Source organism: Ralstonia sp. 24A2 (assembly GCF_051783885.1).
GTDB lineage: Bacteria > Pseudomonadota > Gammaproteobacteria > Burkholderiales > Burkholderiaceae > Ralstonia.
Genome location: NZ_JBPVZD010000001.1, coordinates 503,533 through 520,911 on the forward strand (window position 1 = coordinate 503,533; position 17,379 = coordinate 520,911).

Sequence of the window (17,379 nt, forward strand, 5' to 3'; positions counted from 1 at the left end):
TGCTGGCGAATCAAAGCTCGTACGCTTCGTGATCGCCGGACATGAGTTGTTCGACCAGCTTGCGCGTGAGCGTCGGCGCAAACAGTTCGATGAAGGTGTAGACGAAGCCGCGCAAGTACGCGCCCTGCTTGACGCCCAGATGCGTGACGTTGGTGCCGAACAGGTGCCCAGCCGGAATCGCGCGCAGGTTGCGGTCGCGCTCGGCATCAAACGCGACACCGGCGACGATGCCCACGCCCAGGCCCACTTCCACGTAGGTCTTGATGACGTCGGCGTCGATGGCCTCGAGCACGATGTCTGGCTTGATTTGGCGCAGCTCGAAGGCGTGGTCGATCTTGGGGCGGCCGGCAAAGTGCTGGTCGTACGTGATGATCGGATAGCCCTTCAGGTCTTCCAGCGTCAGGTGCTGGCGCGAGAGCAGTGGGTGGTCGGGTGGCGTCACCACCACGTGCTGCCACTGGTAGCCCGGGATCGAGATCAGATCCTTCACATGCGACATGCCTTCTGTGGCGATGGCGATGTCGGCCTGGTCGTGCAGCACCATCTCGGCAATCTGCGCGGGCGTGCCCTGCTGAATAGATAGGCGCACCTTCGGGTACTTGCGGGTGAACTCGGCAATCGCCTTGGGCAGCGCGTAGCGCGCCTGCGTGTGCGTGGTGGCGATGGTGAAGTTGCCCTGGTCCTGCGCGGCGTAGTCCTTGCCCACGCGCTTGAGCGTTTCGACTTCTTCCAGCACGCGTTCCACCGAGGCCAGGATGCGCCGGCCGGGCTCCGTGAGGCCCCGGATGCGCTTGCCGTGCCGCGTGAAGATATCGACACCCAGCTCCTCTTCCAGCTCGATGATGGCCTTGGAGACCCCTGGTTGTGACGTATAGAGCGCTTTTGCTGCCTCGGTCAGGTTGAATTTCTGCCGCACGGCTTCGCGCACGAAGCGGAATTGGTGAAGGTTCATGGCTGCGCGGTCGATATAGAAGAACGAGAGCGATCTGATCGCTACTTATAACCGAGGCCATATAAACAAACAATTTTTTATTGGTTTGGGATATGAGGCGGCGTCATTACGATGCTCGAACTCCGTGATAACACGCCCTCACTGTCCCCCATGACGCTCGCCTATACGGTTTCCGGTTTGCTGGTCGGCCTGTTGGTCGGCCTGACGGGCGTTGGCGGCGGTTCGCTGATGACGCCGCTGCTGACGCTGATGTTCGGCTTCTCGCCGGCCACCGCCGTGGGCACGGACCTGGCGTTTGCATCGCTGACCAAGGGCGTGGGCACGATCGCGCACCGCAGCCACGGCCATATCCGCTGGGACATCGTCAAGCGCCTCTGCCTGGGCAGCCTACCCGCCGCGCTGGTGACGGTGATCGTGCTCAAGAACGCCGGCAACCTGGATGCGGAGTGGATGCACCTCATCCGCCTGACGATCGGCGTGTCGGTCATCCTGACGGTGATCTCGCTGCTGTTCCGCCAGCGCGTGCTGGGCTGGCTGGCCCGCAACCCGCGCTACCGCCTGCAGGGCACCGCGCTGGCCGTGGCGACCATCGTCGTCGGCGCGGTGCTCGGCGTGCTGGTGACGGTGTCGTCCATTGGTGCCGGTGCCGTGGGCGCGACGCTCATCCTGATCCTCTACCCCGAATTGAAGAGCGCCGAAGTGGCAGGCACCGACATCGCCTACGCCGTGCCGCTGACCGCCGTGGCGGGCCTGGGCCACATGTACCTGGGCACGATCGACTGGAACCTGCTGCTCTCATTGCTGGTGGGCTCGATCCCGGGTATCTGGTTGGGCGCCCGTCTCTCCAAGAATCTGCCGGAACGTCTGGTGCGCGGCGCGCTTGCCGCCACGCTGACGGTCACGGCCATCAAGCTGGTGTCGTGATGCGTGCGCCCGTGTGTGATGCGATGCTGATGCCGCTTGTCATGTGTTGTTGCTGTCGCTGAGACGACCCCAGCAGCACAACGAACGCTTTTCCCCAATTGAATTGCATGCCGGCGCAAGCTGGCCCGGACTGAACAGTCAAAGCCATGTACCAATACGACGCTTACGATCACCGCCTCGTCGCCGACCGCGTTGCGCAGTTCCGTGACCAGGTGCGCCGCCGCATTTCGGGTGAGCTGACGGAAGAGGAGTTCCTGCCGCTGCGTCTGCAGAACGGCCTGTACTACCAGCGCCACGCCTACATGCTGCGCGTGGCGATTCCGTACGGCCACCTGCGTGCCAACCAGATGCGCATGCTCAGCCATATCGCCGCTGAACATGACCGTGGCTACGGCCACTTCAGCACGCGCCAGAACATCCAGTTCAACTGGATCAAGCTGGAAGAGGTGCCGGACATCCTGGCAAAGCTGGCCTCGGTGGAAATGCACGCCATCCAGACGTCCGGCAACTGCATCCGCAACATCACGACAGACCAGTTTGCCGGCGTGGCGGCGGATGAGTTTGTGGACCCGCGTCCGCTGGGCGAGATCCTGCGCCAGTGGTCGACCTTCATCCCCGAGTTCGCTTTCCTGCCGCGCAAGTTCAAGATCGCCATTTCGGCCACGCGCGAAGACCGCGCCGTGACGCAACTGCACGACATCGGCGTCTATGCCTATGAGAAAGACGGCCAGACGCTGCTGCGCATCCTGGCCGGCGGCGGCATGGGCCGCACCCCGATCCTGGGCGCGGTCATCAAGGAAGACCTGCCGTGGCAGCACATGCTGTCGTACATCGAAGCCGCCGTGCGCGTGTACAACCGCTACGGCCGCCGCGACAACAAATACAAGGCGCGCATCAAGATCCTCGTGAAGGCCATCGGTGCGGAAGAATTTGCCCGCCAGGTGGAAGAAGAATGGCAGCAGATCAAGGACGGCCCGTCGACCATCCCGCAGGCCGAGTTCGACCGCGTGGCCAAGGACTTCGCGCCGCCCGCGTATGAAAAGTTGACCGACACCGACGCCGCTTACGAGAAGGCGCTGCTGGAGAACAAGGCGTTCGCGCGCTGGGTCAGCCGCAACGTGCACGCGCACCGCGTGCCGGGCTATGCATCGGTCACGCTGTCGCTCAAGCCGGGCGTGGCACTGCCCCCGGGTGACGCCACCGCCGAGCAGATGGCGCTGGTGGCCGACTGGTCCGAGCGCTTCGGTTTTGGCGAGCTGCGCGTGGCGCACGAGCAGAACCTGATCCTGCCGGACGTGAAGAAGCACGACCTGTTCGAGCTGTGGCAACTGGCCAAGCAGCACGGCCTGGCTACCGCCAACATCGGCCTGCTGACCGACATGATCGCCTGCCCGGGCGGCGATTTCTGCTCGCTGGCCAACGCCAAGTCGATCCCCATCGCACAGGCCATTCAAGCGCGCTTCGACAACCTCGACTATGTGTACGACCTGGGCGAGCTGTCGCTCAACATCTCGGGTTGCATCAACTCGTGCGGTCACCACCACGTGGGCAACATCGGCATCCTGGGCGTCGATAAGCACGACGAGGAGTGGTACCAGGTGTCGCTGGGTGGCGCGCAGGGCAACGATTCGGCGATCGGCAAGATCATTGGCCCGTCGTTCAAGGCCGAAGAAATGCCCGACGTGATCACACGCATCATCGACACTTTCGTCGCCAACCGCACGGAAGACGAGCTGTTCATCGACACTTACAACCGCATCGGCATGGCCCCGTTCAAGGAACGTGTCTACGCCCGTGAAGAAGCCTAAGCCGAGGGGAAACGAACATGAGCAAGATCATCAAGCTGCAAAACGGTGCCCCGCAAATCGTGGCCGACGAGTGGACGGTGCTCCGCGCCCCCGAGGGTGGTGAACTGACGCAAGCCGACGTGGATGCCGCCGCACACGCCATCGTGCCGCTGGCCTTCTGGCAAGCCAACCGCGACGCGCTGCTGACGCGCGCCCGCGCCGGCACGCTGGCCGTGTGGCTGGCCCCGGACGACGAGCCGTTCGCATTGGAGGCCGATCTGCCGAACCTGTCGTTGGTGGCGGTGGATTTCCCTGTGTTCCGCGATGGCCGCGGCTACAGCACGGCGTTCCTGCTGCGCCAGCGCCTGGGCTTTACGCGTGAGCTGCGCGCCATCGGTGACGTGCTGCGCGATCAACTGGACTTCATGCGCCGTTGCGGTTTCGACGCCTACGCCGTGCGCGCCGACAAGAGCATCGACGATGCGTTGAACGGCTTCGGCGAGATCAGCGTGCGCTACCAGGGTGCCGTCGACGAGCCGCGTCCGCTGTTCCGCCGCGAGCGTGCGACTGAGGCGAGCGCAGCATGAGTGACACGCAAGACATCGCCGTGTCCGAAGTGCCGGTGTCCGCGATCGGACGCCCGGTGCTGTGGACGCGCCCCGTCTACACCGGCACGGCTGAAGCCCTGGCTGCGAAGGAAGCCGCGCTGTTCGAGCGCCTGGCCGAGATTGCTGCCAAGCACGGCGTGGCGAAGTTCGCCACCAGCCTAGCCGCCGAAGACATGGTCGTGACTGACGCGATCCTGCGCAACCCCGAAGCTGTGCGCGCGCACCTGCCGATCTTCACGCTGCAGACCGGCCGCCTGCACGCCGAAACGCTGGCGATGCTCGACCGCATCCGCGAGCACTACGGTTATGCGATCGAGCAATACGCACCGGACGCCCGCGCAGTCGAAGCCTACGTGCGCGACAACGGCCTGAACGCGTTCTACGACAGCATCGAGCTGCGCAAGGCCTGCTGCAACATCCGCAAGGTGGTGCCGCTGAATCGCGCACTCAAAGACGCCGATGCATGGCTCACGGGCCAGCGTCGCGAACAGGCCGTCACCCGTGCCGATCTGCCGTTTGCCGAAGACGACGACGCCCGCGGCATCGCCAAGTACAACCCGCTGTTCGACTGGTCCGAGGCTGAAGTCTGGGCCTACCTTGAGCAGCACAACGTGCCCACCAACGCGTTGCACGACAAGGGCTATCCCAGCATCGGCTGCGAACCCTGCACGCGCGCAGTGCGCGCTGGTGAAGATGTGCGCGCCGGCCGCTGGTGGTGGGAATCGCGCGATAGCAAAGAATGCGGTTTGCATGCGACCAACGTGTCGCAAAAGAGCTAAGGAAAGGAACATGGGAGTCATGAGCGAAATCCCCGGCACGGCACTGACGCCCGTGCAGAACGAGCATCTCGACTGGCTGGAAGCCGAGTCGATCTACATCATTCGCGAGGTGGTGGCCGAGTGCCGCAACCCGGCGCTGCTGTTCTCGGGCGGCAAGGATTCGATCGTCATGCTGCACCTGGCGCTCAAGGCCTTCCGCCTGGGCGATCGCAAGATCGAACTGCCGTTCCCGCTGGTGCACATCGACACGGGCCACAACTACCCGGAAGTGATCCAGTTCCGCGACCAGCGCGTGGCTGAGCTCGGCGCGCGCCTAGTGGTTGGCCATGTGGAAGATTCCATCAAGCGCGGCACGGTCCGTCTGCGCAAGGAAACCGATTCGCGCAACGCCGCACAGGCCGTCACGCTGCTGGAAACGATCGAATCGCACGGCTTTGACGCCCTGATGGGCGGCGCCCGCCGCGACGAAGAGAAGGCCCGCGCCAAGGAGCGCATCTTCTCGTTCCGCGATGAGTTCGGCCAGTGGGATCCGAAGGCTCAGCGTCCGGAACTCTGGAGCCTGTACAACGCCCGCATGGCGCAAGGCGAACAGATGCGCGTGTTCCCGATCTCCAACTGGACGGAGCTCGACGTGTGGCAGTACATCGCCCGCGAGAACCTCGCCCTGCCGCCGATCTACTACGCGCATCAACGTGAAGTCGTGCGCAAGAACGGCCTGCTGGTGCCCGTCACGCCGATCACGCCCAAGGCCGATGGCGACGAGAGCGAAGTCCTGTCGGTGCGCTTCCGTACCGTGGGCGACATCAGCTGCACGTGCCCGGTGGCAAGCACGGCTGCCACGCCGGCCGAGATCATCGCCGAGACGGCCATCACCGAGATCACCGAACGCGGCGCCACGCGCATGGACGACCAGACGAGCGAAGCCTCGATGGAAAAGCGCAAGAAGGAAGGGTATTTCTGATCATGAGCAACCAAACATCGCACCAAGGGCTGCTGCGCTTCATCACCGCTGGCTCCGTCGACGACGGCAAGAGCACGCTGATCGGCCGTCTGCTGTACGACAGCAAGGCTGTGCTGACCGACCAGTTGCAAGCGCTCACGCGCGCCAAGAACAAGCGCACCGCCGGCGAAGACATCGACTTCTCGCTGCTGACCGACGGCCTGGAAGCCGAGCGCGAGCAGGGCATCACGATTGATGTGGCGTATCGCTATTTCTCGACCGCACGCCGCAAGTTCATCATCGCCGACACGCCGGGCCACGAGCAGTACACGCGCAACATGGTGACGGGCGCATCCACTGCGCACGCTGCCATCATCCTGATCGACGTCACGCGCGTGACGACCGTGGATGGCAAGGCGCAACTGCTGGCCCAGACTAAGCGCCATTCGGCCATCGTCAAGCTGCTGGAGCTGCAACACGTGATCGTGGCCGTCAACAAGATGGACCTGGTTGACTACAGCGAAGCGCGCTTCAACGAAATCCGCACTGCTTACGATGCATTGGCCGCACAACTCGGCCTGCGCGATGTGCGCTACGTGCCGGTGTCGGCCCTGCGCGGTGACAACATCGTGCACGCGTCCGAAGCCATGCCGTGGTACCAAGGCGAGCCGCTGCTGGCGCTGCTGGAAGACCTGAAGGTGGAAGAGACGGCGCCGACTGGTGACGATGCGTTGCGCTTCCCGGTACAACTCGTGGCACGCCAGGATGGCTCGCAAGCCGATGACTTCCGCGGCTACATGGGCCGTGTGGAAGCCGGTACCGTGCGCGTCGGCCAGGCTGTGCGCGTGCTGCCCGCCAACCGCGAGACCACCGTGGCCGAAGTGCTGACGCCGAACGGCGCTGCTGATTCCGCTGGTCCCGGCGAGACCATCACCGTGCGCCTGGCGGACGACGTGGACATCTCGCGTGGCGACACCATCGTCGCAGCGCCCACCACGGCTGCCAACGCCGCTAAGAAACTGCACGCCGATCTCTGCTGGTTCGACGAACACGAGCTGAACCCGGCCCGCAAGTACGTACTCAAGCACACCACGGCCACCGTGTTCGCCCGCGTGTCGGAAGTCGAGCGCGTGTTGGACGTGCACACGCTGTCGCACGAAACCGGCCGCAAGCAGATTGCGCTGAATGACATCGGTACCGTCAACATCAACCTGCAGAAGCCGATCGTCTGCGATGCGTATGGCGACAACCCGGCCACCGGCGCCTTCATCCTGGTGGACGAAGCGACGCACCATACGGTGGCGGCAGGCATGATCCGTGCATTTTCCTAAAGTGAATGGGGTACGGTAATCTGCGCCCCGCAGGAAAAAGCGAAGGAAGCTAGGCAAATGGAAGCGAAGACCCACAAGACACTCGGCCGCGTGAGCCTGATTGGTGCCGGCCCCGGTGCCGCGGACCTTATCACGGTGCGCGGTGCACGATTGTTGGGCGAAGCCGAGGTCGTGCTGCACGACGCCCTGGTCTCGCCCGAGGTCTTCCAGTATTGCCCGCAGGCCGTGCTGATTGCGGTCGGCAAGCGTTGCGGCAAGCGCTCGACCGCGCAGCGCTTCATCAACCGCCAACTCGTTGATCTGGCGACCAAGTACCAGCGCGTCGTGCGCCTCAAGGGCGGCGACCCGATGCTGTTCGGCCGTGCCGATGAAGAACTGCAAGCGCTGGAGCAGGCCGGCATCGATTACGAAGTCGTGCCGGGCATCACCGCTGCGTTGGCGGCCGCTTCGGCGATTCGCCAACCGCTGACCAAGCGCGGCGTCGCTCGCAGCGTGGCGTTCGTCACGCAGGCCAAGGCTGCCGATCCGGATACGCCGCAGCCGGAGAACATCACGCCTGAACCGGCCGCGCAGGCCGATTCGCTCGTCTACTACATGGGCCGCGATCAAGCCGCCTCCATCGCGGCCGACCTGATCGCCCGTGGTCGCGCACCGTCGACACCCGCCTGGGTGGTTGAGGCCGCCACCACGCCGCAACAGCGCTCGGCGTGCTTCACGCTGCAGCAGATGGCCGATGGCGCTGCTGCTGAGTGGATCAACCCGGAACACCCGAGCCTGCTGATGATCGGCGATGCGTTTGCCGCGCGTGCAACCAACGCTGCGCCTGAAGCCGTCTCCAGCGAGCCCCACGTTCTGGCGGCCTGAGCATCGCTCAGAACGTCAGCGCGATCTTCCCAAAGACTCTCCCGGCTTCCATCACCTGGAACGCCTCCGCCGAGTCTTGCCACGGCAGCACCTGATCGACGATCGGGTGCAAGCCGTGTACCGCCAGCGCCCGGTTCATCGCTTCAAACGACGCCCGCGAGCCGACCGACGCCGGCCGGATCACCGCCTTGCGCGCGAAGATCTCCAGCGGGCTCACGCCGCCCTCGCGCCCAGCCAGATAGCCGACGAGGTGGATCTGTCCGCCCACCCGCAGCGCTTTCAGCGAGCGCTGAAACGTGCCCCCGCCACCCACTTCGATGACGTGATCGACACCGCGGCCATCCGTGCGCGCGAGCACCGCTTCGTGCCATTCGGGCGTGGTGCGGTAGTTGACCGTGTCGGATTTGGGCACGCCGAGGGTCTGCACGCGTTCGAGCTTCGCATCGCTGCTCGACAGGACGATGGGCCGTGCCCCCGCCATGAGCGCGAACTGCACCGCAAACATCGACACACCGCCCGTGCCTTGCACGAGCACCGTTTCGCCCGGCTGCAGGCTGCCCGCTTCGATCAGGCAGTGCCATGCGGTGAGTCCGGCGCAGGGCAGGGTGGCGGCTTCGGTATCGCTCAGGTGCGGTGGCACCACCACTGCGCCGCCCGCATCCAGGCGGATGGTGTCGGCCAGCCAGCCGTCGATCGGGCCGCCGAGCATGCGGCGCGTGTCGGCGTTGCGGAAGTCGCCGCCGTCCCAGCGCTGCCAGAACGTGCCGGCGACTCGATCGCCGGGGCGCACGCGCGTCACGTTGCTACCAACGGCCACCACCTCGCCCACACCGTCCGACAGCGGAATCAGCGGCAGTGGAAAGCGCGTGAAGAACTTGCCGGAGACGATTTCCAGGTCGCGGAAGTTAAGCGAGGCGGCGCGTGTGCGCACGATGATCTCGTCGTGGGCGGGCGTGGGGTCGTCGCGCTCGATGGCGCGCAGGGCGTCGATGCCGTAACCGTCGATCAGTGCCAGGGCTTTCATGGTGTCCTCGTGGTTGTTGGGAGAGGAAAGCAACGCAAAAGCGCGTCTGGCGATACTGTGGCCTGTCGCTTAAGATGAATCCAATTCAATTTGTTCAGAGAAAACATAACGATTGGGAATGTCGTCATGCTTGAAGAGATGCGTACCTTCGTGCTGCTGGCACAGACCGGGTCGATTGCCCGCGTGGCTGAGCATCTGCCGCTCACGCAACCGGCCGTCACCAAGCAGATCCAGCGGTTGGAACGCGCGCTCGATACCGTGCTGTTCGACCGGCGCGTCAAACCGTTTCGGCTGACTGCCGAGGGCGAGGCCGTGCTGGCACGCTGCCGCACCATCGTCGGTGAATTTGAGGCGTTGCGCGGTGCTGTACGTGCCACCGGCGAGCCGGAGGGGGCGCTGCGCGTGGGCGTCAGCCATGCGGTGAGCGATGCGCGGTTTGCGCGCTTGCTGTCGGGGCTGCGCACGCGCTATCCGGGCGTGTCGTTTCGCCTGAGCTGCGAGTGGGGTGGCGTGCTGCGTGATCGTCTGAAGCGCGCCGAGCTGGACGTCGCGCTGTGGCTGGCACCAGCCAACGCGCGTGGCCATCACGCCGATGCCGACATCCGCGTGATCGGCACAGAGCCCGTCAGCCTGATTGCCGCGCCCTCGCGCAAGCTGCCACCGACGTTGTCGATGGGGCAAGTCACGGAGGAAGCCTGGGTGTTGAATCCGGCCGGGTGCGAGATGCGGGCCTGGCTGCTGGGCCGCTACGAGGCCGACCGCCTGACGCCGAACGTGGCCGCCGAAGTGCAATCCGTGCCGCTGCAGCATGCGTTGGTGGCAGAGGGTTTTGGGCTCGGGTTCGCGCCTGTGCGGCTGATCGGGCCGCAGATTGCCGAAGGCATGCTGTCGGTGCACAAGCTCACCTCGGCCCCATCGGAATGGGATGTCTGCGTGCAGCGTGCGCCGTCACTCGGGCGTTTGGCGCGCGTGGTGGATGCGCTCGAATTGGCGATGTCCACCGAGGCCGCCGCGGCGCGTTAATCACTTAACCCCTTCTTCGGACGCCTGCGATGCCGCACGTCATCATCGAGTACACCGCCAACGTTGAAGTTGACGCGCGCATCCCCGAGCTGATGCGCTTGCTCAACGGCGTGCTGATCCGCCATGCCGATGTGTTTCCGACCGGTGGCATCCGCACACGCGCGCTGCGCCTAGACCACTACCGCATGGCAGACGGCGCTGAGGACGATGCCTTCGTCCACGTGGTATTCCGCATCAAGGCCGGTCGGCCCAAGGCTGTGACCGGGCCGATCTGCGCGGAATTGTTCGCCGCCCTGCGCGCGCATCTGGCTGACGTGTTTGCACGCCGCAATCTCGGGTTGACGCTGGAGTTGGTGGAGTTCGACACCCACGGTTTCCACGTTGAAAACAACGTGCACGCGCGCTTTGCGCAGCTCGAAGCCGAGGGTGGCTAGACGGGGTTGCGTGAGACGTGGCGAAAGCTTGGTGAGACACCCGCACCAGTCGTACACACCGCGCGCTTGCGCGCTTGAGCCAGCATGGTTGCCATGGGAGTATCCAGGCCGCCTCCGCCTGAGTGCGGGATCTCCAGCCCCATGCCATGCCTGCTACCCATTCGTCGATTCAATCTTCCGCCGTGCGTCTTGGGGCGTTGATGCCCGTTGTTGCAGTGTTCGCGACGCTGGCCGCGTGCGGTGGTGGTGGCGACAGTGCGAGCGCCACATCGGCCCCGCGCATCATGAGCGGCACCGTGGCGATGGGCGAGCTTTTGTCGGGTGCCCAAGTCAAGGTGACCGATGCCCAGGGCAGGACGCTGAGCACGGTCACTGACAGCGCGGGCCATTACGAGATTCCGCTGACCGGGTTGACTGCTCCGTTGCTGGTCACCGCAGACGACGCCAGCGGTGATGACCCGACGCTCTATTCGGTGCTGCCAGAACTGCCGGCCGATGAGGACGAGGCGATTGTGAACGTATCGATCCTGACCTCGGCTCTGGTGGCAGAACTGAGCGAACACGATGATCCGGCTGAGCTGGCGTCGCCGCAGATGCTGACCCGGCGTGTGACACCCATCAGCGTCAACGCTGGCGTTGCTCATCTGAACCATCAACTTGCGCCGATTCTTGCTGCTGCGGGCGAGAATGCCGCGTCATACAGCCCCATTCATCAGCGGTATCTGCCCGCGCCGCCGCCCGCGGGCATCTTCGGGGATCTCTTGAGGCAGGTGGCGCCGACGATCGGCTCGGTCGCCGGGCAACTGCTCCCATACATGCGCTGTCAGGGAGGCGCGATGCCAAGGTATGCAACGCGTGTCGATTTCGGTCGCGCTGTGGTGGATCTGACCTCGTTGATGCCGATTACTGGGAGTATCAACCCCCAAGGGGCTTGCGGCAACGGCGGGGGCGCTCTTCTGCCGCCCTGAAAGGGGGGGCTGCCGGCGGACGGCAGATCAGCTTGGCGAGGTGAGTTGCCGCACACAATAGCCGGCAATCGCATCGAGCACGGCGTCGTCTTCACCGACGGCATCGGCGCAACGGATGGAGAGGGCGGGGTGGGCCTGTGCGCAGCGCTCGACCAGCGCCGGCAGATCCCGCCGCAAGTGGCCGCCCTGGCCAAAGAACACCGGCACGATGGTGATGTGCTGCACACCGGCAGCAGCAAGTTCGTCGATCGTGCCCGGCAGCTCGGGCGTCATCAATTCAAGAAAGGCGAGGCGGACGTCGACATCGGGTTGCTGAGCGGCGAGGCGCTCGCGCAGCCGGTCGAACGGCTCGCGCCAGCGGGCATCGCGCGCGCCATGCGCAAACAGTACGAGCGCGCGCGCGGTCATCAGTGACGCTCCACCCAGCGTAGCGCCACCAGCGCGAATGCCAGATACAGGGCGCCTGGCACGATGGCCGTGAAAATGGCTGGCCACGTATTGAGCAGCCCTACGTGTGAGAACAGGTTGTTCACCAGCTGGAACGACAGACCCAGCATGATCCCGCCGAACACCTTCAGGCCGACGGCGCCAGCACGGGCGTGCAGGTAGGCAAAGGGCAGGGCCAGCGCCATCATCACCAGCACGGTGAACGGGTACACGACCTTCTTCCACAACGCGATTTCGTAGCGCTGTGAATCCTGTTTGTTGTCACGCAGATGGCGGATGTACTGGAACAAGTCCAGCGTGGCCATGCGGTCGGGCGTGACCATCAGCACCGACAGCAACTGCGGCGTGAGTTCCGAGCGCATCTCCTGCTGCGCCACCGAGAGCTGTTCGCCGCGGAAATCCGGCGCCAGCGCATCGGGTGCGCCAGGTGCGGCCTGTACGTTGTCTTGTGGCGTACCGGTCGCTGGCTTGCGCGGGAATTCGATGAAGCGCGTCTCGGTCACGTTGCTCAACTGCCAGTTCTGATGCCCCTCGTATCGCGCCTGTTGCGCCACACGGATCGTGCTCAGACGGTAGTCCGAATCGAATTCATAGATGCGCAGGCCCTGGATGGACTGGTCTGCCTGCAACGCACCCACGTTGATGAAGCGTGTCACCTCGCCGCCGCTGCCGTCCGGCTTGGCCGGGCCGCGGTCCTTGACCCACACGCCCGAGCGGAAGCCCGCCGACACCGTGGCGCCCAGCGCTTCGAGCCGCACCTTCTGCGCATACTGCTCCGCCTTCGGACCGATGAATTCGCCGAAGATGTACGTCACCAGCGCCAGCGGCAGCGCAATCTTGAACAGCGACATCAGCGCGCGCCGCGTATCGAGTCCCGCTACGCGGAAGATCGTGAACTCCGACTGGCTCGCCATCTGCGAGAACACATAGATGGCGCTGATGAGCGCCGCCACCGGAATCACTTCATACACACGCGTCGGCGCCTGCAGCATCACGTGGAAGAACGCGATGAGCGTGGTGTAGCGCCCCATGACCGAGCCCAGCTCGCCCAGCATGTCGAAGAAGATGAACAGCGCCAGCACCGCAAACAGGATGAAGACGAACACCCCGTAGATCTGGCGCGCGAAATACTTCTCGTAGACCGGCATCTTCATCATGCGCCCGCCTTCTTTGCAGAGAAGCCGAGCAGGGCGGAGATGCCCTTCAGGCCGGCCGCGCTGTAATGGCGGAAGCGGAACAGCAGCACCGCGCAGATGAAGGCTGCCAGGTGGATCGGCCACCAGGCCATGAACACGTTCATCTTGCCCTGCGAGACCCAGGCTTGCGACAGGTTCAGCAAGTTCGAATACGTCAGGTAGATCAGCACCGCGAAGATCATCGGCGTGTAGCGGCCCAGGCGCGGGTTGACGTAGGCCAGCGGAATGGCGATCAGCACGAAGTTCAGCGCCAGCAGCGGCAGGCCGATCCGCCAGACCAGCTCGCCCAGGTTTTCGGGTGTCGGGTTGGCGAGCAGGTCCTTGGTGGAGCGGCTCTTGGTCGGCTGGTTGGCGTCTGCTTGCGGCGGCTTGTTGGCGACCTTCACGCCGTACTTATCGAACTCGACGATGCGGTAGTCGAGCTGGCCGGGCTTGCCTTCATAGCGGCGGCCCTTGTCGAGCACGACGTAGCGGTCGCCGTTGGGCATGGTCTTGAACTCGCCGGTCTGGGCCAGCGCCACGCCGATCTTGTCCTGCGAGGCGTTGGCCACGAACAGGTTACGGGCGTGTTTCATGCCGGAGTCCACGCCTTCGATGAAGAGCACGTAGTTGCCGTGTGAGGGCTCGATGAAGCGGCCGGCGGAGATCATCGACAGCACGTCGCGCTGCTCGAAGCGGTCACGGAACAGCGCGCTCTGCTGGTTGGCCCACGGCCAGCCGAACAGCGCCAGCAGCGCCACCAGCACGATGAACGGCAGCGAGAAGCGCAGCACCGGGCGGATGAAATCGGTCAGGCTGATGCCGGAGGTGAACCACACCACCATCTCGGAATCCTTGTACCAGCGCGTAAGCACCAGCAGCACCGAGATGAAGAGCGTGGCGCATAAGAGAATTGCAAGGTAGCCCAGCGTAGCCAGGCCGATGAGGAGCAGGACGTCGTTCGGGTTGGCTTCACCATTGGCGGCCATGCCGAGAATGCGGATCACCAGGGTGGTCAGCATGAACGTCAGCAGCACGAGGAAGACGGCGCCGGCGGTAAAGGACAGCTCGCGTCGCAGGGCTTGTTCGAAAATCATGCGGATGCGGGAAGGAGGGCGAGGTCAGGATCAACGTGTTGCGATGTGGGTTCCATCGGAGCCCCCGCGCAAAATCGCGGATAATGTGGGCTTTCGTTGACTCGCCTCATAGAGAGAAGCGCGATGGAATTTAGCACAAAAGCCCTGGACTGGGCCAAAGCGGGCGCCCTGGCAGCCAAAAGCGACTGCCTCGTGATCGGTCTGTTCGAGTCGCAGACCCTGGCTGGCGCCGCCAAGGCGCTGGATGTTGCGACCAAGGGCCTGGTTGGCCGCTTGATCAAGCTGGGCGACTTTGAAGGCAAGCGTGGCACCTCGCTGCTGCTGCACGAAGTGGCCGGCGTGGGCGCCGCCCGCGTACTGCTGGTCGGCCTGGGCAAGGAAGCCGACTTCACCGACCGCGCCTATGCCGAAGCCGTGCGCACGGCACTGCGCGCGCTGTCCGGCACCAAGGCCGCCAACGTGACGTGGACGCTCACCGAGCACACCGCCCGCGACAAGGACACCGCCTGGGCCGTGCTGACCGCCGTCACGCTCATCCGCGAGACCAGCTACCGCTTCATCGCGCGCCATCCCGAACTGAAGAGCAAGGGCGACAAGAACGGCGTTGGTCTGCGCAAGGCCGTGCTGACCGTGCCGGCTGCTGACGCCAAGGCCGCCAGCGTGGCCGCCGCGCGCGGCACCGCCATCGCCAACGGCATGGACCTGACGCGTGACCTGGGCAACCTGCCGTCCAACATCTGCACGCCGACGTACCTGGCCAACACCGCACGCCAGATCGCCAAGGATTTCAAGCTCAAGGTCGAAGTGCTCGGCCGCAAGCAGATCGAAGCCCTGAAGATGGGCGCGTTCCTGGCCGTGACCAAAGGCAGTGAAGAGCCGCCGCAGTTCATCGTGCTGCGCTACGAGGGTGGCCCGGCCAAGCAGGCACCGGTCGTGCTGGTCGGCAAGGGCATCACGTTTGACACGGGTGGCATCTCGCTCAAGCCGGGCGAGGGCATGGACGAGATGAAGTACGACATGTGCGGCGCCGCTTCGGTGCTGGGCACGCTGCGTGCTGTGGCCGAAATGGGCCTCAAGCAGAACATCATCGCCGTGGTGCCGACCTGCGAGAACATGCCCAGCGGCATCGCCACCAAGCCGGGCGACGTGGTCACCAGCATGTCGGGCCAGACCATCGAGATCCTGAACACCGACGCCGAAGGCCGCCTGATCCTGTGCGATGCGCTCACCTATGTGGAGCGCTTCAAGCCGGCCGTGGTGATCGACGTGGCCACGCTCACCGGCGCTTGCATCATCGCGCTCGGCCATATCAACACGGGCATGTACGCCCGCAGCGATGCGCTGGCGGATTCGCTGATCGCAGCTGGCAAGCAATCGCTCGACACCGCCTGGCGCATGCCGCTGGACGAGGAATACCAAGAGCAGCTCAAGTCCAACTTTGCTGACATGGGCAACATCGGCGGCCGCCCGGCCGGCAGCGTGACGGCCGCCTGTTTCCTGGCGCGTTTCACCGAGAAGTATGACTGGGCCCACCTCGACATCGCCGGCACCGCCTGGAAGAGCGGCGCAGCCAAGGGCGCCACGGGCCGCCCGGTGCCGCTGCTGACGCGCTTCCTGATGGACCGCGCTTGAGCCGAGCGAGCCAAGTCAGCCGAGGAGCCGCATGACCCGCGTCGATTTTCACAGCAACGTGCCCGGCAAGCTGGCTTATGCCTGCCGGCTCGTGCGCAAGGCTTACGGCGCGGGCCAGAAGGTGATCGTGGTGGGGGATCAGGCTGCACTGCAAGCGTTCGACACACAGTTGTGGACCTTCAGTCAGCTCGATTTTCTGCCGCACTGCGGCCTGCGGCACCCGCTGGCCGCGCAGACGCCCATCCTGCTGGCCGATGCCGCCGAGCCGCTGGACGACGCGCCGCATCACGACATTCTGGTCAACCTGTCGCACGAGCCGCCGCCGCTGTTTGCGCGCTTTGCCCGGCTGATCGAGATCGTCGGCGATGACGATGCGGACCGCGCCGCCGCGCGCGACCGCTTCCGCTTCTACCGCGACCGCGGTTATCCGATCCAACACCACGACGTGGGGCGCGCATGACCGACGGCCGCAACTCTGGGTCCCCCGCGGACAACAACATCCCCGTTCTGACGGAGATCGTCGAGCTGGAGGATGCTGAACCGGTGGCTGCTCCGGCCGCCGCGCCTTCTCCAACTGCTGCCCCTGTTACACCTGCTGTGCCGCCTGTCTTGCGCGAGCAGGGCCTGGCGCCTACCTCCGCCCTGCCGCCGGCCGGCACAGACGCCGCGCGCGTGATGGGCGAGGTGATGTGGCGTTTTCAATCCGAATGGCCGACGCTGATCGAGGCGCAATGCCGCGCGGCGCTGGAATCGCGCCTCTCGCTGCTGACCGAGCAACTGGCTGCCGATCTCACGCGCACGCTGGAAGCTCGCCTGATGGACTGGCTGGGTGCTGCGCTGGACGATGCGTTGGCCGACCAGCGCAAGCCGCCGTCGCGCTAAGCAACATCTAACGATACGCGTACCTACTGAGCAAGTCGCGCCACGCCATACAGGCCGACCGCGAAGACGCTGTGGCTCAGGAGGCTCAGGCAGCGGAGCTGCGTGGCGTTGCTGCGCTTGGATACCACCCAGCCCGCTCCCATGCCCGGATGCAGCAGAAACCAGCCCGGCAGGATTGTCACCATGCCGAATATCCAGGCCGGTAACAACGCAGGCGCAACCAACCAATCAGGCGCGATCAGCACCAGGATGACGGCATAGGCGATGCCGATGGCGTAGTGGCAGAACCAGCCGAACGCCAGTTCATGCGCGTAAGGCTTGGCGAGGGCAATGTCGTCGTGGAAGACTTTGCCGGTGCGCAGGTGCCAGAACCAGCGTCCGACGAGTGCCCAGTTCGTCATCGGCTGCTTGAATACGCGGTGCAATGTGTAAATCCAACTATCCATCAGGGCGGTTGCCCCGACGCCGATCAGCACGGCGGCGCTTGTCGTGTTCCACATGATGTTGGGAGG

The 17,379-nt window shown here is 64.8% G+C and carries 19 protein-coding genes; 13 read left to right on the forward strand and 6 right to left on the reverse strand.

The window, feature by feature from the left end; translation table 11 throughout:
• Positions 1-10: 10 nt before the first annotated feature.
• A complete protein-coding gene (locus ACS13N_RS02335; protein WP_438930173.1) occupies positions 11-952 on the reverse strand; it encodes a CysB family HTH-type transcriptional regulator in 942 nt (313 codons plus the stop codon).
• 150 nt (positions 953-1,102) lie between these two features.
• On the opposite strand from ACS13N_RS02335, the gene ACS13N_RS02340 reads away from it, so the two are divergent.
• The 7 genes from ACS13N_RS02340 (at position 1,103) to cobA (ending at position 8,185) form a co-directional block, all read left to right on the forward strand.
• A complete protein-coding gene (locus ACS13N_RS02340; protein ID WP_438930595.1) occupies positions 1,103-1,876 on the forward strand; it encodes a sulfite exporter TauE/SafE family protein in 774 nt (257 codons plus the stop codon).
• 146 nt (positions 1,877-2,022) lie between these two features.
• Positions 2,023-3,684 carry a nitrite/sulfite reductase gene (locus tag ACS13N_RS02345; protein ID WP_438930174.1) on the forward strand — a complete coding sequence of 554 codons (1,662 nt, stop codon included), beginning with the start codon at positions 2,023-2,025 and terminating at the stop codon, positions 3,682-3,684.
• Between the two features lie 17 nt (positions 3,685-3,701).
• Complete coding sequence (locus ACS13N_RS02350) at positions 3,702-4,250, forward strand: DUF934 domain-containing protein (RefSeq protein WP_438930175.1); 549 nt, start codon at positions 3,702-3,704, stop codon at positions 4,248-4,250.
• Complete coding sequence (locus tag ACS13N_RS02355; protein ID WP_438930176.1) at positions 4,247-5,050, forward strand: phosphoadenylyl-sulfate reductase; 804 nt, start codon at positions 4,247-4,249, stop codon at positions 5,048-5,050. The genes ACS13N_RS02350 and ACS13N_RS02355 overlap by 4 nt, the downstream gene beginning before the upstream one ends.
• A gap of 10 nt (positions 5,051-5,060) precedes the next feature.
• A complete protein-coding gene (gene cysD, locus ACS13N_RS02360; protein WP_048934575.1) occupies positions 5,061-6,011 on the forward strand; it encodes a sulfate adenylyltransferase subunit CysD in 951 nt (316 codons plus the stop codon).
• Between the two features lie 2 nt (positions 6,012-6,013).
• A complete protein-coding gene (locus ACS13N_RS02365; RefSeq protein WP_438930177.1) occupies positions 6,014-7,321 on the forward strand; it encodes a sulfate adenylyltransferase subunit 1 in 1,308 nt (435 codons plus the stop codon).
• A 57-nt stretch (positions 7,322-7,378) separates the two neighbouring features.
• The gene (gene cobA, locus ACS13N_RS02370) at positions 7,379-8,185 is read left to right on the forward strand and encodes a uroporphyrinogen-III C-methyltransferase (protein WP_438930178.1); all 807 of its coding nucleotides are present in this window, start codon (positions 7,379-7,381) and stop codon (positions 8,183-8,185) included.
• Between the two features lie 7 nt (positions 8,186-8,192).
• On the opposite strand, the gene ACS13N_RS02375 is transcribed toward cobA, so the two are convergent.
• On the reverse strand, positions 8,193-9,209 hold the full coding sequence (locus tag ACS13N_RS02375; protein ID WP_438930179.1) for a zinc-dependent alcohol dehydrogenase family protein: 1,017 nt from the start codon (positions 9,207-9,209) through the stop codon (positions 8,193-8,195).
• Between the two features lie 126 nt (positions 9,210-9,335).
• Between ACS13N_RS02375 and ACS13N_RS02380 the strand changes: the two genes are divergently transcribed.
• The 3 genes from ACS13N_RS02380 (at position 9,336) to ACS13N_RS02390 (ending at position 11,634) form a co-directional block, all read left to right on the forward strand.
• Entirely contained in the window at positions 9,336-10,232 is an 897-nt protein-coding gene (locus ACS13N_RS02380; protein WP_438930180.1) for a LysR family transcriptional regulator, read from the forward strand.
• 29 nt (positions 10,233-10,261) lie between these two features.
• Positions 10,262-10,666 (forward strand): 5-carboxymethyl-2-hydroxymuconate Delta-isomerase, encoded by a 405-nt coding sequence (locus ACS13N_RS02385; protein ID WP_438930181.1) that lies wholly within the window; start codon positions 10,262-10,264, stop codon positions 10,664-10,666.
• Positions 10,667-10,812: 146 nt separating this feature from the next.
• Positions 10,813-11,634, forward strand: a complete 822-nt coding sequence (locus tag ACS13N_RS02390; RefSeq protein ID WP_438930182.1) for a hypothetical protein — start codon at positions 10,813-10,815, stop codon at positions 11,632-11,634.
• A 27-nt stretch (positions 11,635-11,661) separates the two neighbouring features.
• Here ACS13N_RS02390 and ACS13N_RS02395 read toward each other — a convergent pair whose 3' ends face one another.
• From ACS13N_RS02395 to lptF, 3 genes are read right to left on the reverse strand one after another with little or no spacing between them, the layout of a single operon-like run.
• Positions 11,662-12,042 (reverse strand): sirohydrochlorin chelatase, encoded by a 381-nt coding sequence (locus ACS13N_RS02395; protein WP_438930183.1) that lies wholly within the window; start codon positions 12,040-12,042, stop codon positions 11,662-11,664.
• Positions 12,042-13,235, reverse strand: a complete 1,194-nt coding sequence (lptG, locus tag ACS13N_RS02400; RefSeq protein WP_438930596.1) for an LPS export ABC transporter permease LptG — start codon at positions 13,233-13,235, stop codon at positions 12,042-12,044. The genes ACS13N_RS02395 and lptG overlap by 1 nt, the downstream gene beginning before the upstream one ends.
• Positions 13,235-14,353, reverse strand: coding sequence for an LPS export ABC transporter permease LptF (lptF, locus tag ACS13N_RS02405; protein WP_438930184.1), 1,119 nt, complete (start codon positions 14,351-14,353; stop codon positions 13,235-13,237). The genes lptG and lptF overlap by 1 nt, the downstream gene beginning before the upstream one ends.
• A gap of 123 nt (positions 14,354-14,476) precedes the next feature.
• On the opposite strand from lptF, the gene ACS13N_RS02410 reads away from it, so the two are divergent.
• From ACS13N_RS02410 to ACS13N_RS02420, 3 genes are read left to right on the forward strand one after another with little or no spacing between them, the layout of a single operon-like run.
• Entirely contained in the window at positions 14,477-15,985 is a 1,509-nt protein-coding gene (locus ACS13N_RS02410) for a leucyl aminopeptidase (RefSeq protein ID WP_438930185.1), read from the forward strand.
• Between the two features lie 31 nt (positions 15,986-16,016).
• Positions 16,017-16,445 (forward strand): DNA polymerase III subunit chi, encoded by a 429-nt coding sequence (locus ACS13N_RS02415; RefSeq protein WP_199032382.1) that lies wholly within the window; start codon positions 16,017-16,019, stop codon positions 16,443-16,445.
• The gene (locus ACS13N_RS02420) at positions 16,442-16,867 is read left to right on the forward strand and encodes a DUF2486 family protein (RefSeq protein WP_438930186.1); all 426 of its coding nucleotides are present in this window, start codon (positions 16,442-16,444) and stop codon (positions 16,865-16,867) included. Before ACS13N_RS02415 ends, ACS13N_RS02420 begins: the two co-directional genes overlap by 4 nt.
• 23 nt (positions 16,868-16,890) lie before the next feature.
• On the opposite strand, the gene ACS13N_RS02425 is transcribed toward ACS13N_RS02420, so the two are convergent.
• Complete coding sequence (locus ACS13N_RS02425; RefSeq protein ID WP_438930187.1) at positions 16,891-17,343, reverse strand: DUF2938 domain-containing protein; 453 nt, start codon at positions 17,341-17,343, stop codon at positions 16,891-16,893.
• Positions 17,344-17,379: the final 36 nt, after the last annotated feature.